Source organism: Mesorhizobium sp. WSM4809 (assembly GCF_055811655.1).
In genome coordinates, this window is the sequence record NZ_JBVVQW010000014.1 from 103675 (window position 1) to 118848 (window position 15174).

The following is a 15174-nucleotide window of genomic DNA, read 5'->3' on the forward strand; positions in this document are numbered from 1 at the left end:
GGGCGTTTAGCATCCAAGCGCGATCAGCAAAAGTGGTTTCCGGTTTTGCGCCTGATCGCGCGTCGACAAAGGTCCAGCGATCAGCAAAAGTGGTTTCCGGTTTTGCGACTGATCGTGCGCCAGACAAAGGTCCAGCGATCAGCAAAAGTGGTTTCCTGTTTTGGTGCCCGCGCGGATGGCATTGCGAATCCTTGCTTCGTCGTTTGGGCTGGCGTATTGAGGCGCCGCGCAGGGCAGGGCCTGAGGCGCCGCGACGGGGCCATCCCGCAGATCAGATCCGGAAGCTCCGCGATGAACAGGAACTATCTTTTTCTCTTTCTGTTCAGCGTGCTGATGACGTTCAGCGGACTGGCGAGCCTTCCACCCGTCGACCGGGACGAATCCCGTTTTGTCCAGGCCACCAAGCAGATGGTCGAAACCTCCGACTATGTCGACATCCGTTTTCAGGATGCCTCGCGCTACAAGAAGCCGATCGGCATCTATTGGCTGCAATCGGCGGCCGTGGCGCTGAGCGGCGAGGGGGCGGCGGCGCCGATCTGGGTCTACCGCCTAGTCTCCATGCTCGGCATTGCCCTGGCCGTAGTCGGCATTGCCTGGACAGGCACCAAGCTGTTCGGGGCCAATGCCGGTCTCGCCGCCGGCCTGATAATGGCGGCTATCTTCGCCACCGCCTTCGAGGGCCGTGACGCCAAGACCGACGCCATGCTGCTGGCCTGCTGCGTGGCGGCGCAAGGCGCGCTCGCCCAGATCTATCTGGCATCGCGCCGCAACGAACCGGTCGCCGCCCATCTGCCGTGGATTTTCTGGGCCGCTCAAGGCCTTGGAATCCTTATCAAGGGGCCGGTGGCTCCGCTCCTGTCGGTGCTGACGGTCGCCGCCCTGTTTGCCTTCGAGCGCGACTGGCGCTGGCTCCTGAAGCTGAAGCTTGTGCGCGGTGTCGCCCTGGTGCTGCTCATCGTGCTGCCCTGGGTCGCCCTCATCACCTGGAAGAGCGGCGGCGCCTTCCTCAGCGATGCCGTCGGCAAGGACATGATGGCCAAGGTCGCCTCGGGCGAGGAATCGCACGGCCTGCCGCCGGGCTTCTACATGCTGACCTATTCCTTGTTCATGTGGCCGTTCGGTCTGATCGCGGTCGGCGCCGGGCTGCAGGCCCTCAACCGTCTGCGCGACGATCCCCGGCTGCGTTTCTGCCTCGCCTGGTACATTCCGTTCTGGCTGGTGTTCGAGCTGATCCCGACCAAGCTGCCGCACTATGTCCTGCCGGCCTATCCCGGCATGGCGCTGCTGATCGGCTGGCTGTTGACCTTGCCGCCGCAGGAGGCGAATGCGCCGCTCAGGCGCTGGCAGGATTGGTTGTGGTGGTCGACCGCATTCGGTCTTGCCGTGGTCAGCCTTGGCCTGGCGGCGGTCTGCGTCGGAGCGCCGATCTATCTCACCGGCGCCTTCTCCTGGTGGAGCATCCCGGCCGCCGCGGCGGCGCTGGCAGCAGGATATTTCGCTTTTTCCCGACAACTGCAAGTGCCGCTCTTGCGCATCGGCGCCATCGCCGTCTGCGCGGGCATCACCTATGGGTTGTTGTTCGGCGTCATCGCGCCTTCGCTGAAATCGATCTGGCTGAGCCCGGCGATCGAGGCGGCGTTCCAGGCCAACAGGCCTTGCGCCACCACGGTGCTCGCTTCGGCGGAATATCACGAGCCGAGCCTGGTGTTCCTGGTCGGCACCAAGACCGTCCTGACCGATGTCGATGGCGTCGCCAAGCATCTGCTCGGCGATCCTGCCTGCGCGCTGGCTCTGGCGCAGGTCGGCGACGAGCAGAAACTGAATGGGTTGCTAGCGGCGCAAGGCAAGTCGGCGAACCGCGTTGCCGAGGTCGACGGCCTCAACTATTCGTCGGGAGACAAGCTGTCGCTCGGCCTCTATCGTGTAACCCAGTGACGGCTCGCCGATGCCCATGACGGCGACAATGGGATCGAATTTCCTATGCTGGTGAAATCACGCCCGCCCGTTTCGAGCCTGCTCCTTGGGATAGGGCGCCGGTCGCTCGACAATTTTCGCGATACGATGCAGATCGCCAAAAGCCGCCTTGCCACCCGCCCGGCCAGATACCCGAACGTTTTGTGGTCGGTCTGGGTGCTGGTCTGGGTTTTGCTGACGGCGGCAGCGTTTGTTCGTCTCGACACCCCGGCCGGAATGCTTCACGGCAAGTGGTCGGCGGGATTTGCCCGGACTGCCGACTTTTTCACCCAGTTCGGCCTGGGTGGCTGGTATCTCATTCCCTCAGTGCTTCTGCTTGTCGCCGCGAACCTGACGGATTGGCGAAGCCTCTCCCGGCGCTCGCTGATGCTGCTCTACAACTGGACCTGCCTGGCTTTTCTGGTGCTGTGCGCCACCGGCCTGTCGGGGATCGCCGTCAATGTGCTGAAATATGCCATTGGCCGGGCTCGCCCCCTCTATTACGAGGACTTTGGCGTGCTGACCCTGCACCCCTTCGCTTTCGATGCGCGCTTCGCCGGCTTTCCGTCCGGCCATGGTACGACGATGGGCGCGGTGTTCGGGGTCGCTTTGCTGTTGTTTCCGCGGCGCTGGTACATCGCCCTGGCGATCACCGCTTGTATCGCCTCGACCCGTATCTTCGTTGGCGCGCACTATCCCAGCGACACCGTCGCCGGCTTCGGCCTTGGCTGCGGCTTCGCGCTCGCCTGCGGGCTGGTCTTTGCCCGGCTCGGCTTCATTTTCCGGCCGATGCCGTCGGGACTGCCGGTCCGCAAGAGAACGTTTCGGCTGATCGGACCGACAAGGAAGGCTGCCTGAGCATTCGAAGTTCAGTTGCCGTCCAGTCCGCCATAGGATCTGACCAGGCCGGCCATGCCGGGCGACTGGTGGTCTTCGCTTTCCAGCCCCTGTGCAACGCCGACGCGATCGGCGACCGGCCGGTTCTGGCTGACCTTCCACTTGCCGTGGATTTCGCTGATCTCGATTTCCAGCCCGATAATGCCCTTGATCTGCGACTGGATGAAGGGCTCCGGCGCATCGGTCACCGCCCAGGGTGCGGCGCGGGCGCCTTCCTGGGAGACGGTCAGATCGGCGATCTGCTGCGCCAGCCAGTCCTGATCATCCATCACCTTGACGGTGCCGCGAACCTGCACGATGGCGTAATTCCACGTCGGCACCACCTTGCCGGTCTCGCGCTTGGTCTCGTACCAGGACGGCGTCACATAGGCATCGCTGCCCTGGAAGACGATCAGCACGGGGGATGCCGGGTTGTCGGCCAACAGGCGCCATTGCGGGTTGGCCCGCGCCAGATGGGCGCGCAGCCTGCCGTTAGGCCCGATTTCCGCGTCGAGCAGGAACGGGACAGCGTTGGCGACCGGCCCATCGGGCCCGTTGGAAACCAACAGGCCCAGCGGATGCGTCCGGATCAGCCCGTGCAGGATTTCCGGCCGCGTTTCCCTGAAATGAGGAGGTTCGTACATCGCCGTCCGTTCTTGCCTTGTTTATCTCAGCCGCTTCGGACGCGGATCCGACAATTCGCCGGCCAGCCGGCGGTCGAGATAGTCGGCGCATTCCTCGAGCAGCAGGTCGGCATCGTTGGCGAAGAAATGGTTGGCGCCGGGCAAGGTCTTTTGCGTGATGGTGATGCCCTTCTGCGTGTGCAGCTTGTCGACCAGACCCTGCACATCCTTCGGCGGCGCCACCTTGTCGGCATCGCCATGGATGATCAGGCCCGATGACGGGCAGGGCGCCAGGAACGAGAAATCATAGGTGTTGGGCTGCGGCGCGATCGAAATGAAGCCTTCGATCTCCGGCCGGCGCATCAGAAGCTGCATGCCGATCCAGGAGCCGAAGGAGTAGCCGGCGACCCAGCAGCTCTTGGAATCGGGATGCAGCGACTGCACCCAGTCCAAAGCGGCGGCGGCGTCCGACAACTCGCCGGTGCCATGGTCGAATTCGCCCTGACTGCGGCCGATGCCGCGGAAATTGAAGCGAAGCGTGGTGAAATCCCGCTTCTGGAACATGTAGAAGAGGTCGTAGACGATCTTGTTGTTCATCGTGCCGCCGAATTGCGGGTGCGGGTGCAGGACGATGGCAATCGGCGCGCTCTTTTCCTTGGAAGGCTGATAGCGACCCTCCAGGCGGCCGGCAGGACCGGTGAAAATGACCTCAGGCATAAAATACTCCACTTGGTAATACGAACGCGCGGTGCCTGGAACGTTTCCTCTGGCCTTGACGCAGGGCGAGCGTCTTCTTAGAAGCTAGTTTAGAATTGTTCAAAACTGAGTGGCAAGACATCGAGCCCGGCCACCCGCGCCGCAAGCCGCGTAAATAGGACGGCTCGCCTTGGAATTTCAAGGAAATAACGCCATACGACAGCGGAATGGCTTCTGACGGGATTTGACGGACGAAAATGGCCGGAATACGCGCCTATCTCGACTACAATGCCAGTGCGCCGCTGCTTGCCGTGGCCCGCGAGGCTATGGTTGCGGCCCTTGACGTCGCGGCCAATCCGTCATCGGTTCACGCCGAGGGGCGCGCGGCCCGCCGCCTGATCGAGACCGCCAGGCGTGACGTGGCGGCGCTAGTCAACGCCAAGGCGGAGCATGTCGTGTTCACCTCCGGTGCCACGGAAGCAGCCTCGACGCTGCTGTCACCCGACTGGCAGATGGGGCGCGGCACGGTGCGTATGAGCCGGCTTTACGTGTCGGAGGCCGATCATCCCTGCCTGTTGAACGGCGGACGGTTCCCCGCAGCGCAGGTGACGCGGATCGGCGTCGACGCCAACGGCATCGCCGACCTCGGCGCCTTGGCGTCGGCGCTCGGCGGTCACGACAAGAGCGAAGGCCTGCCGCTGGTCGCCATCCACGCCGCCAACAACGAAACCGGCGTCATCCAGCCGATCGATCGCATCGCCGGGATCGTCAAGGCGGCGGGCGGTATCCTTACAGTCGACGCCGTGCAGGCCGCTGGGCGTGTTTCCATCGATCTATCAGCGGGTTACGCCGATTATCTGATTCTGTCGTCGCACAAGATCGGTGGTCCCAAGGGCGTCGGCGCCATCGTCGCCGCCTCTGACCTGATGATGCCGAAGCCGTTGATCAATGGCGGCGGCCAGGAGAAGGGCCATCGCGGCGGCACCGAAAACCTCGCTGCCATTGCCGGTTTTGGCGCGGCCGCCCGCGAGGCCCTGGCCGGATTGCCGGCCATGGATGCGGTGCGCCAGCGCCGCGACGAGATCGAGGCCATCGTCAAATCGCTGGTGCCGGACGCGGAAATCTTCGGAACCGGTGCGCCAAGGCTTGCCAATACGGCATTCTTCGCTATTGCGGGCGTCAAAGCCGAAACCGCGCAGATCGCCTTCGATCTGGCCGGTGTAGCGCTGTCGGCCGGCTCTGCCTGTTCGTCTGGCAAGGTCGGACCGAGCCATGTGCTGAAAGCCATGGGGTACGGCGACAGTCTCGGCGCCTTGCGGGTGTCGATCGGACCGGCGACCGGCGCGGAAGACATCGAGCTGTTTCGCGTCGCACTGGCGGGAATTACCGCACGTAGGGCGGATAGAGAACGGGCCGCGTAGCGGTTGGACGAATTTGGGCCTTTCGGCCTGGTAGAGCCGTGCGTTTCATGCTGGCCGGGTGAATTCCCGGTCGAAGCGCACTATATTAAACTTACGCTGCCGCGAGCACCTCTTCGGGGTTCGTTTTTGGCGGTGCCATAGTTTGAAAACTGTCGGGCCTTGACCCCGGCGTGGATGGAGAACGCATATGCCTGCTGTGCAGGACACGATCGATCGGGTCCGAAAGATCGACGTCGACCAATACAAATACGGATTCCAGACCGAAATCGCGATGGACAAGGCCCCCAAGGGCCTCAGCGAAGACATCATCCGTTTCATTTCGGCCAAGAAGGACGAACCGTCCTGGATGCTGGAATGGCGTCTGGAAGCGTATCGCCGCTGGCTGACGCTTGACGAGCCGACCTGGGCGCGCGTCCACTATCCGAAGATCGATTTCCAGGACATCTATTTCTACGCGGCGCCCAAGAGCACGCCCGGCCCGACCTCGCTCAGCGATGTCGATCCCGAACTGTTGAAAGTCTACGAAAAGCTTGGCATTCCGCTGCGGGAGCAGGAAATCCTTGCCGGCGTGCAGAAGACCGACGCCTCGGAGCTCGAGGAAGTCAGCGATAACGTCTACAAATCGGGCCGCGTCGCTGTCGACGCCGTGTTCGATTCCGTCTCCGTCGTCACCACCTTCAAGAAGGAACTGGCGCAGGCCGGCGTCATCTTCTGCTCGATCTCGGAAGCCATCCGCGAGCATCCGGAGCTGGTGAAGAAATATCTTGGTTCGGTCGTGCCGACCTCCGACAATTACTACGCCACGCTGAATTCGGCTGTGTTCACCGACGGCTCGTTCGTCTTCGTGCCCAAGGGCGTGCGCTGCCCGATGGAGCTGTCGACCTATTTCCGCATGAACGAGAAGAACACCGGCCAGTTCGAGCGCACGCTGATCATCGCCGAGGAGGGGGCTTACGTCTCCTATCTCGAGGGCTGCACGGCGCCGCAGCGCGACGAGAACCAGTTGCATGCCGCCGTCGTCGAACTGGTGGCGCTCGACGATGCCGAGATCAAATATTCGACGGTGCAGAACTGGTACCCCGGCGACGCCGAGGGCAAGGGCGGCATCTACAATTTCGTCACCAAGCGCGGCGACTGCCGTGGCGACCGCTCCAAGATTTCATGGACGCAGGTCGAAACCGGTTCGGCCATCACCTGGAAATATCCGAGCTGCATCCTGCGCGGTGACGATTCCCAAGGTGAGTTCTATTCGATCGCCGTGTCGAACGGCTACCAGCAGGTCGACAGCGGCACCAAGATGATCCATCTCGGCAAGAACACGTCGAGCCGCATCATCTCCAAGGGCATCGCGGCCGGCTTCTCGCAGAACACCTATCGCGGCCAGGTCTCGGCGCACCGCAAGGCGACCAACGCCCGCAACTTCACCAACTGCGACAGTCTGCTGATCGGCGACCAGTGCGGCGCGCACACCGTGCCCTACATGGAAGCCAAGAACTCGACGGCGCAGTTCGAGCACGAAGCGACGACGTCGAAGATTTCCGAGGACCAGAAATTCTATGTCATGCAGCGCGGTATCCCTGAAGAGGAAGCGATCGCGCTGATCGTCAACGGCTTCGTCAAGGACGTCATCCAGCAGCTGCCGATGGAGTTCGCGGTCGAGGCACAGAAGCTGATTGGTATCTCGCTGGAAGGTTCGGTGGGTTGATTAGATGGAACGGCGCTCCTGGAAGTTCTTCGCGCGAATCGAGAGCTTGATAGTCGTCGTTCTGGTGCTCTTGCTGACGCTGGCTATTGGAGGTGCCGTGGTGGCTCTAATTGGCGCAATGTTTGGCTTGAGTTCGGTGAAGAATATTGGTGGTTCGATTGCGGGCCTAGGCGCGGCTGGGTTTTTTGGCTGGATGTTCGTTGCGGGCAAACTAGCGCGCTTGTCTCCAAGGGGATCCCGTCAAGGGCAGAGCGTCGAGAACACCAAGAACACGAAAGTAGAAAAGAATGCTTGAAATCAGAAATTTGCACGCCCGCATCGTCGACGATGGCACCGAAATCATCCGCGGCCTGAACCTGACGGTGAAAGCCGGCGAGGTCGCCGCGATCATGGGGCCGAACGGCTCGGGAAAATCGACGCTGTCCTACATCCTCGCCGGCCGCGAGGACTATGAGGTGACCGAAGGCGACATCCTCTACAACGGCCAGTCGATCCTCGAAATGGATCCGGCCGAGCGCGCTACATCAGGCATCTTCCTCGCTTTCCAGTACCCGATGGAGATACCGGGCGTCGCGACCATGGAATTCCTGAAGGTGGCGATGAACGAGCAACGCAAGGCGCGTGGCGAGGAGCCGCTGAAGATCCCGGAATTTTTGAAGCGCGTGAAGGAAGCCGCCGCCTCGCTCAGCATGGACATGGCGATGCTCAAGCGGCCGCTCAATGTCGGCTTCTCCGGTGGCGAGAAGAAGCGGGCAGAGATCCTGCAGATGAAGCTGCTGGAGCCGAAACTGTGCGTGCTCGACGAGACCGATTCCGGCCTCGATATCGATGCGCTGAAGATCGTGTCCGACGGCGTCAACGCGCTGCGCGCGCCGGACCGGGCGTTCCTGGTCATCACCCACTACCAGCGCCTGCTTGAGCACATCGTGCCCGATAGCGTGCACGTTCTCTACAAGGGCCAGGTCATCAAGTCCGGCGACAAGTCGCTGGCGCTTGACCTGGAAGCCAATGGCTATGCCGGCGTGATCGGCGAAGCCGCGTGAGATGCCAGAGGTAATACCGATGAACATGCACACACAACCGCAGCGGACACCGGCCGAGACAGCGTTGATCGACGCGTTCGGCGACCGGCTGTCGCTGCTGCCCGGCGACGGCGCGGTGATGCTGAAGCGCGACGACGCCATCGAGACGATCAAGCACGGCCTGCCGACGCGGCGTGTCGAATCCTGGCATTACACCGACCTGCGCCGGTTGCTGAATACCGTGCCGGACTTCGACCCAGCCGCCATGGCCAAAGCCATTGCGCCGATCGTCGACGGTTCCACCGTGGTGTCGATCCTGAACGGCAAGTCCGACGCCAAAGTGCCGGTTCTTGAAGGCGTCTCTTTCCAGCGCCTTTCGGAAAAGCTGATCGACGGCAGCGCAGCAGCTGGGCTCGACCCCTATGGCAGCGACGACGCCATCGGCGCGCTGAACACGGCTTTCGTCGCCGACGGGTATTTTGTCGACATCGCCGATGGTGTGGAACTTGAAAAGCCGGTCGAGCTGCAGAACCTGCAGGCCGGCGGCCAGACCCATGTGCGCCTGGCCGTTCGTGTCGGCGCCGGCGCCAAGTCCGTCATCGTCGAACGTCAGACGGGTGACGGCGCTGCCTTGGGCAGCTCGGTCAGCCAGCTGGTGCTCGGCGAGGGCGCCGAGGTGACGTGGCTGATCGTCCAGGAGCAGCCGGAAACGGCGACGCATCTGGCGCAGTTCAAGGCCCATATCGGCAAGAATGCGAAACTGACGTTGTTCGTCATGAACGCCGGCGGCAGACTGGTGCGCCAGGAGATCATGGTCAGGACGACTGGCGAAGGCGCCGATTTCAAACTGCGCGGCATCAACCTCCTGGCCGGCGACACCCATACCGACGTGACCATGGTGCTCGACCACGCCGTGCCGCACACGACCTCGACGGAAGTTATCCGCAACGTGGTGACGGGCAAGGCGCGCGGCGTCTTCCAGGGTCGCATCAACGTCCATCAATATGCGCAGAAGACCAACGCCAAGATGGCCTGCAACACGCTGCTGCTGTCGGATGACGGCGAATTCTCGACCAAGCCGGAGCTTGAAATCTTCGCCGACGACGTGATTTGCGGCCATGGCGCGACGGTCACCGAAATCGACCACAACCATCTGTTCTACCTGATGGCGCGTGGCGTCGACGAGAAAAGCGCGCGGGGCTTGCTCGTGAAGGCGTTCGTCGCCGAGGTGATCGAGGAACTGGACGATGAAGCGATCGTCGAGGCGCTGGAAGCGCGGCTCGACGGCTGGTTCGCGGCGCACGGGTGATTTGATGAACGCACCGGGCAAGATCGGAGATTTCTACGACGTCGAAGCGATCCGCCGCGATTTCCCGATCCTGTCGCGGGAAGTCTATGGCAAGCCGCTGGTCTATCTCGACAATGGCGCCTCGGCACAAAAGCCGCAGGCGGTGCTCGACGCCATCCAGCACGCCTATAGCCAAGAATACGCCAACGTCCATCGCGGCCTGCATTTTCTGTCGAACGCCGCGACCGATGCCTACGAAAAGGCGCGAGAAACGGTGCGCCGTTTCCTCAACGCGCCGAGCACCGACAACATCATCTTCACGTCGAACACAACCTCGGCCATCAACACGGTCGCCTATGGCTATGGCATGCCCAACATCGGCGAGGGCGACGAGATCGTGCTGTCGATCATGGAGCACCACTCCAACATCGTTCCCTGGCATTTCATCCGCGAGCGGCAGGGCGCCAAGCTGGTCTGGGTGCCGGTCGACGATCTCGGCGTCTTCCACATCGAGGAATTTGAAAAGCGGCTGACCAGCAAGACAAAGCTCGTTGCCATTACCCACATGTCGAACGCGCTTGGCACTGTGACGCCGATCAAGGAGATCGTGCGCATCGCGCATTCGCGTGGAATTCCCGTGCTGGTCGACGGCAGCCAGAGCGCTGTCCACATGCCGATCGATGTGCAGGATCTCGACTGCGACTTTTTCGTCTTCACCGGGCACAAGGTTTATGGCCCGTCGGGCATCGGCGTGCTCTACGGCAAGAAGGACATTCTCGCTGGCATGCGGCCCTTCATGGGCGGCGGCGAGATGATCGAGGAGGTGACGGAAGACATCGTCACCTACAACGAGCCGCCGCACCGCTTCGAGGCCGGCACGCCGCCGATCGTCCAGGCGATCGGGCTGGGTGCTGCCCTCGACTACATGGAATCGGTCGGTCGCGAGCGCATTGCAGCCCATGAGGAAGACCTCAAGAACTACGCGCATGAGCGGCTGCGCTCCATCAATTCGCTGCGCATCTTCGGCGATGCGCCCGGCAAGGGCGCCATCATCTCGTTCGAACTGCAAGGCATTCATGCGCATGACGTGTCGATGGTGATAGACAGGCAGGGCGTTGCTGTCCGCGCCGGCACCCATTGCGCCCAGCCGCTGTTGAAACGGTTCGGCGTAACCTCCACATGCAGGGCATCGTTCGGCATGTATAATACCAGGGCCGAAGTCGACGCTTTGGCCGAGGCGCTTGAAAAAGCGCGCAAATTCTTCGGATGACGATTTTTTTGGGTGACGACCATGGATGATGCAAGCATCTCTGCCGAGACCACTGCGGAAACCGCGCCCAATGCGCTGGTTTCGGGATCGGCCATTCCAGCCGACGAACTGGCGCGGCTGACCGACGACATCGTTTCGGCGCTGAAGACGGTCTACGATCCGGAAATCCCGGCCGATATCTACGAGCTCGGCCTGATTTACAAGATCGACATCGAGGACGACCGCTCGGTCAAGATCGACATGACGCTGACCGCTCCGGGCTGCCCTGTCGCCGGCGAAATGCCCGGCTGGGTGGAGAATGCCGTCGGCGCCGTCGAAGGCGTGTCCGGCGTCGAGGTCAACATGACTTTCGACCCGCCATGGTCGGCCGATCGCATGTCGGAAGAGGCGCAGGTGGCGGTGGGTTGGTACTAGCCCGACAGAGGCTGGCACACTTGCACCAAGGATAAAACTTCACCATTTTAGGTGAGGAATCATTCGGCAGGCCTTGAACCTGCATGGAATGGAAGGAAAAAGAATGGGACGCTTTGCCGTCATCACGATGACCGAAAAGGCCGCCGACCGGGTGCGGGAGATTGTCGCCACCCGCGAGAATGCGCATGGCATCCGCCTCGGCATCAAGAAGGGCGGCTGCGCCGGCATGGAATACACGGTCGATTTGGTGACCGAGCCCAACACCAAGGACGACCATATCGAGCGCGATGGCGCCCATGTCTATGTCGCACCGGAAGCAGCACTTTTCCTGTTCGGCACCGAGATGGATTTCGAGCAGACGACGCTGCGCACCGGTTTCACCTTCCACAATCCGAACCAGAGCTCGGCCTGCGGTTGCGGCGAATCCGTCGAACTGAAGCCGGCCGACCTGAAGGCGCTGGCAGAGGCACGCGCTTCCTGAGTTTTTCCTTCGCCCCATTTACGGGGAGAAGGTGTCACGAAGTGACGGATGATAGGCAGCGCCGGCCTCTCCAAAGTTAGCGCCGCCCCTCATCTGCCGGCGTTCGTCGTTCGAGGCCAAGCAATTGGCTTTCCGTCCGCTGCGCGGATCATTCCTCACCTCTCCGAAACGGCGCGAAGAAATTCACTCCACCCACATGCCCGTCCGCTTGTGCCAGTTGGCGATCGATTCCTCGGGATAGATGTCGAAGACCTTGTCATGCTTGCCAACCACCGGCTCCACCCAGTTCGCCTTGTATTTCAGCATGAGGTGCACCTTGCTTGGCGGAATGGGTAAATCGCTGTCGATCGCCGAAGCGAAGGGATGCACCAACTCCGGCCATGTCGGGTCGTAGAGCCAAAGGGCTGAGCCGCATTTCTTGCAGAAATTGCGCTCGCCGGTTGAGATTTCGCAATGCGGATGCTCGTCGCCCTCGATCTCCGCCCGAAAGACGCCGAGGCTGCGCTTGCCCCTGATGTTCAGTGTTTCGTTGTCGGCACCGAGATTGATGGCAAACCCCCCGCCGCCCTGCTGCTTGCGGCAGATCGAGCAGTAGCACAGCATGAATGGCGCCGGCGTGTGGCTCTCCACCTCGAAACGGACGGCATTGCAGCGGCAGGAGCCTTTGAGCAGAACGGGCATAGCGGGAAACTCCGATCGACCTCACACAACCTGTCAGCATGATTTTGGTTGCGCGATGACAAGGCCAAACGCCGGTGACATGATCGCGGCATGGACAATGAACGCATCGCCGAACTGTTCGAGGGCCTCGGCCCTGTCAGCATCCGAAAACTGTTCGGCGGCAAGGGCATCTATTTCGACGGTGTCATCGTCGCCATCGTGCTGCGTGGCGAATTGCTGTTGAAGGCCGACGAGCAAAGCGTGCCCGAGTTCGAGGCCGCCGGCTGCACGCAATGGACCTATACCGGCTCGCGCCACGGCAAGCTGGTCGCCATGCCCTACTGGAGCGTTCCAGACAGCGCTTTCGATGATCCCGACGAGATGACGGTGTGGGCACGGCGGGCGTATGAGGCGGGGCGTCGGGCGGGGAAGTAGATTCCCGCAAGCGCGAGGCCACCCCCTCATCCGTCCGCTTCGCGGCCACCTTCTCCCCGAGGGGAGAAGAGGTCGACGTCGGCGCTGCAAGCTCCTCTCCCCCCTCGGGGACCCCTCGGGGAGAGGTCGGATTGCCCCGAATTGCTCTTTGCAATTCGGTCTCGGCAATCCGGGTGAGGGGGACCTTCGCTGCGTGACCCTAAAGCGCCTTGGCAATCCTCGCCGCCAGCCGCGCATTATTCTCGACCAGCGCGATGTTCGTCTTCAGGCTCCTGCCGCCAGTCAGTTCGAGAATCTTTCCCAGCAGGAACGGCGTCACCGCCTTGCCGGTCACGTTGAGCGCCTCGGCGGCCTTCTGCGCGGCCTCGATATAGCCCGCCATCTCCTCAGCCGGGATTTCATGGTTTTCCGGCACAGGATTGGCAATCAGCATGCCACCGGCGAGCCCCAGCGCTGCCCTCGTCTGGTAGAAATGCGCAATCTCTTCCGGCTCGTGCAAGGTCAGCGGCGCGCGGAACGGCGAATGCCTGGACCAGAAGGCCGGCATCGTCTCGCAGCCAAGGCCGACCACCGGCACGCCGCGCGTCTCCAGCACTTCCAGCGTCTTTTCGATGTCGAGAATGGCCTTGGCGCCGGCCGAGACGACGATGACCGGCGTGCGCGCCAGCTCGTCGAGATCGGCGGAAATGTCAAAACTCTTTTCGGCGCCCTTGTGCACGCCGCCGATGCCGCCGGTGGCGAACACTTTTATGCCGACCATATGCGCCGCGATCATCGTGGCGGCGACCGTGGTGCCACCGGTACGCCCTTGCGCCACGGCAAAACCGAGATCGGCGCGCGACAGCTTCATGGCGTCGCCCGTCATCGCCAGCGATTCGCGCTCGCCGTCCGAAAGCCCGATCTTGATGCGGCCGCCAACCACGGCGATCGTCGCCGGCACGGCGCCGCCATCGGTGATGATCTTTTCGACGTCGGCCGCCATGGCGCCATTGTCGGGGTAGGGCATGCCATGGGTGATGATGGTGCTTTCCAGCGCCACCACCGGCCGGCCGGCAGCCAGAGCCTGCGCCACCGGCGCGTGGATGTCGATGAGGGGGCGGGCGGTCTCAGGGGTCATCAGGGTCTCCAATCCGGAATGCGGCGCGTCCGTGGGGACACCAGGCAACATCGCGGCACTATGAATTCGCCGGTCTCATGCCACTTCCCTGGCATCCGGCACAAGAGCCAGCGCTTCCGCGAAGCTTGAGGCGGTGAACTCGGGAACGGCGTTGGCGCTTTCGATGGCAAGCGTCGCCGCGGCGATGCCTTCGCGCAGGGCCACCCGCAGCGGCAGTCCGCGCAGCAAGGCAGCGACCGTTGCGCCCGCCAGCGCATCACCGGCCCCGGTGACGTCAGTGACCTTTCGGGGATTGGGCGGCATGATCGAAAAGGCGCCTGTTTCATCGAACCCCAGCACGGGCGCCTCGCCCGCCGTCACGACGCCACTGACGAGGCCGCTGCATCGCAACCCGTCGACGACCTCGCGCTCCCTGGCATTCGCGGCGACGCCGGCCAGCACCATGGCCTCGCGCCGGTTCATGAAGACCAGCGAGAGCTTCTTCAGCACCGGTATCAGCCGCACCACCTTGGCCGGCGAGATGGCAATGGCGAAAACCGGCTTGCCCGCGGCGAGCGCGACCAGCTGTTCCAGCGCCGAAGAGGGCAGATTGGCGTCGCACAGGATCGCGTCGGCGGCGGCGATCACCTCCCGCACCTTGGAGCGCCTGATCTGCTTGGGAAACGCCAAATCATAGAGCGCCATGTCGGCAAAGCCGACGATCAGCTCGCCTTCGCTGTCGATCAGCGCGGTGTAGCTCGGCGTCGTGCGGTCGAGGAAGACCGCCGACAGGTCGGCAATGCCTGTCTCGGCGATGGCTCGCGAAACGGTATCGGCAGCGGCATCGCCGCCGCGAACCGACATCAGCGACGCGGAGACGCCGCGCCGCACGGCGCTGCGCAAAGCATTGAAGACGCCGCCGCCGACATCCTCGCGCATTGTGCCCGGATTGGAGGCGGCAGGCACGTAAGCGCCGGACACCTGGCCGCGTCGGTCGATATGGGCGCCGCCTATGGCCAGTATTTTCGCGGATTTCAGCATGCCGGCGATATGACCTTTGTTATTCCAGCCGCACAAGCGCTAGGTGCGACGGAGCTTCGCATGCGAGGCGGCGATTCGGCAGGTCGAAACAACCGAGCCGTCTGGCCCAACGTGCGGTGCATTCCTGATCGAATCCCTGGACAAAAAAAGAACAAATCCGGATATTGCTTGTTTTTCAGTTATTTGACCCCTC

Annotated in this window: 16 protein-coding genes; 11 read left to right on the top strand and 5 right to left on the bottom strand. The window is 62.6% G+C overall.

Annotated elements, in window-relative coordinates; translation table 11 throughout:
* The first annotated feature begins 291 nt into the window (after positions 1-291).
* Positions 292-1935, top strand: a complete 1644-nt coding sequence (locus AC0L24_RS26310; RefSeq protein ID WP_128289739.1) for an ArnT family glycosyltransferase — start codon at positions 292-294, stop codon at positions 1933-1935.
* 45 nt (positions 1936-1980) lie between these two features.
* Complete coding sequence (locus AC0L24_RS26315; RefSeq protein ID WP_128289738.1) at positions 1981-2811, top strand: phosphatase PAP2 family protein; 831 nt, start codon at positions 1981-1983, stop codon at positions 2809-2811.
* 11 nt (positions 2812-2822) lie between these two features.
* On the opposite strand, the gene AC0L24_RS26320 is transcribed toward AC0L24_RS26315, so the two are convergent.
* Positions 2823-3473 (bottom strand): FMN-binding negative transcriptional regulator, encoded by a 651-nt coding sequence (locus AC0L24_RS26320; protein ID WP_127319484.1) that lies wholly within the window; start codon positions 3471-3473, stop codon positions 2823-2825.
* Between the two features lie 21 nt (positions 3474-3494).
* Entirely contained in the window at positions 3495-4169 is a 675-nt protein-coding gene (locus AC0L24_RS26325) for an alpha/beta hydrolase (protein ID WP_023669128.1), read from the bottom strand.
* A 236-nt stretch (positions 4170-4405) separates the two neighbouring features.
* Here AC0L24_RS26325 and AC0L24_RS26330 point away from each other — a divergent pair, with 236 nt between their 5' ends.
* The 8 genes from AC0L24_RS26330 to sufA all read left to right on the top strand — a co-directional run bounded on the left by AC0L24_RS26330 (position 4406) and on the right by sufA (position 11749).
* The gene (locus AC0L24_RS26330; RefSeq protein ID WP_127395583.1) at positions 4406-5569 is read left to right on the top strand and encodes a cysteine desulfurase family protein; all 1164 of its coding nucleotides are present in this window, start codon (positions 4406-4408) and stop codon (positions 5567-5569) included.
* 187 nt (positions 5570-5756) lie between these two features.
* Positions 5757-7274, top strand: coding sequence for a Fe-S cluster assembly protein SufB (sufB, locus tag AC0L24_RS26335; protein ID WP_127319478.1), 1518 nt, complete (start codon positions 5757-5759; stop codon positions 7272-7274).
* Positions 7275-7278: 4 nt separating this feature from the next.
* Positions 7279-7569, top strand: a complete 291-nt coding sequence (locus AC0L24_RS26340; protein ID WP_127395584.1) for a hypothetical protein — start codon at positions 7279-7281, stop codon at positions 7567-7569.
* Entirely contained in the window at positions 7562-8317 is a 756-nt protein-coding gene (sufC, locus tag AC0L24_RS26345; RefSeq protein WP_056562278.1) for a Fe-S cluster assembly ATPase SufC, read from the top strand. The genes AC0L24_RS26340 and sufC overlap by 8 nt, the downstream gene beginning before the upstream one ends.
* A gap of 19 nt (positions 8318-8336) precedes the next feature.
* A complete protein-coding gene (gene sufD / locus AC0L24_RS26350) occupies positions 8337-9605 on the top strand; it encodes a Fe-S cluster assembly protein SufD (RefSeq protein ID WP_127810661.1) in 1269 nt (422 codons plus the stop codon).
* Between the two features lie 4 nt (positions 9606-9609).
* Complete coding sequence (locus AC0L24_RS26355) at positions 9610-10854, top strand: cysteine desulfurase (RefSeq protein ID WP_127811406.1); 1245 nt, start codon at positions 9610-9612, stop codon at positions 10852-10854.
* A gap of 21 nt (positions 10855-10875) precedes the next feature.
* Entirely contained in the window at positions 10876-11268 is a 393-nt protein-coding gene (locus AC0L24_RS26360; protein WP_127396620.1) for an SUF system Fe-S cluster assembly protein, read from the top strand.
* Between the two features lie 103 nt (positions 11269-11371).
* Positions 11372-11749, top strand: coding sequence for a Fe-S cluster assembly scaffold SufA (gene sufA, locus AC0L24_RS26365; protein ID WP_127329621.1), 378 nt, complete (start codon positions 11372-11374; stop codon positions 11747-11749).
* A gap of 183 nt (positions 11750-11932) precedes the next feature.
* On the opposite strand, the gene AC0L24_RS26370 is transcribed toward sufA, so the two are convergent.
* Positions 11933-12430: a GFA family protein gene (locus tag AC0L24_RS26370; RefSeq protein ID WP_127810660.1), complete on the bottom strand. Its 498-nt coding sequence runs from the start codon at positions 12428-12430 to the stop codon at positions 11933-11935.
* A 90-nt stretch (positions 12431-12520) separates the two neighbouring features.
* Here AC0L24_RS26370 and AC0L24_RS26375 point away from each other — a divergent pair, with 90 nt between their 5' ends.
* Positions 12521-12844, top strand: coding sequence for a TfoX/Sxy family protein (locus AC0L24_RS26375; protein ID WP_127810659.1), 324 nt, complete (start codon positions 12521-12523; stop codon positions 12842-12844).
* 199 nt (positions 12845-13043) lie between these two features.
* Here the strand turns inward: AC0L24_RS26375 and AC0L24_RS26380 are convergent, their stop codons facing one another.
* Together AC0L24_RS26380 and AC0L24_RS26385 are read right to left on the bottom strand one after the other, a co-directional pair.
* A complete protein-coding gene (locus AC0L24_RS26380) occupies positions 13044-13961 on the bottom strand; it encodes a pseudouridine-5'-phosphate glycosidase (protein WP_127270928.1) in 918 nt (305 codons plus the stop codon).
* Between the two features lie 75 nt (positions 13962-14036).
* A complete protein-coding gene (locus AC0L24_RS26385) occupies positions 14037-14981 on the bottom strand; it encodes a carbohydrate kinase family protein (RefSeq protein ID WP_292693165.1) in 945 nt (314 codons plus the stop codon).
* Positions 14982-15174 lie beyond the last annotated feature (193 nt).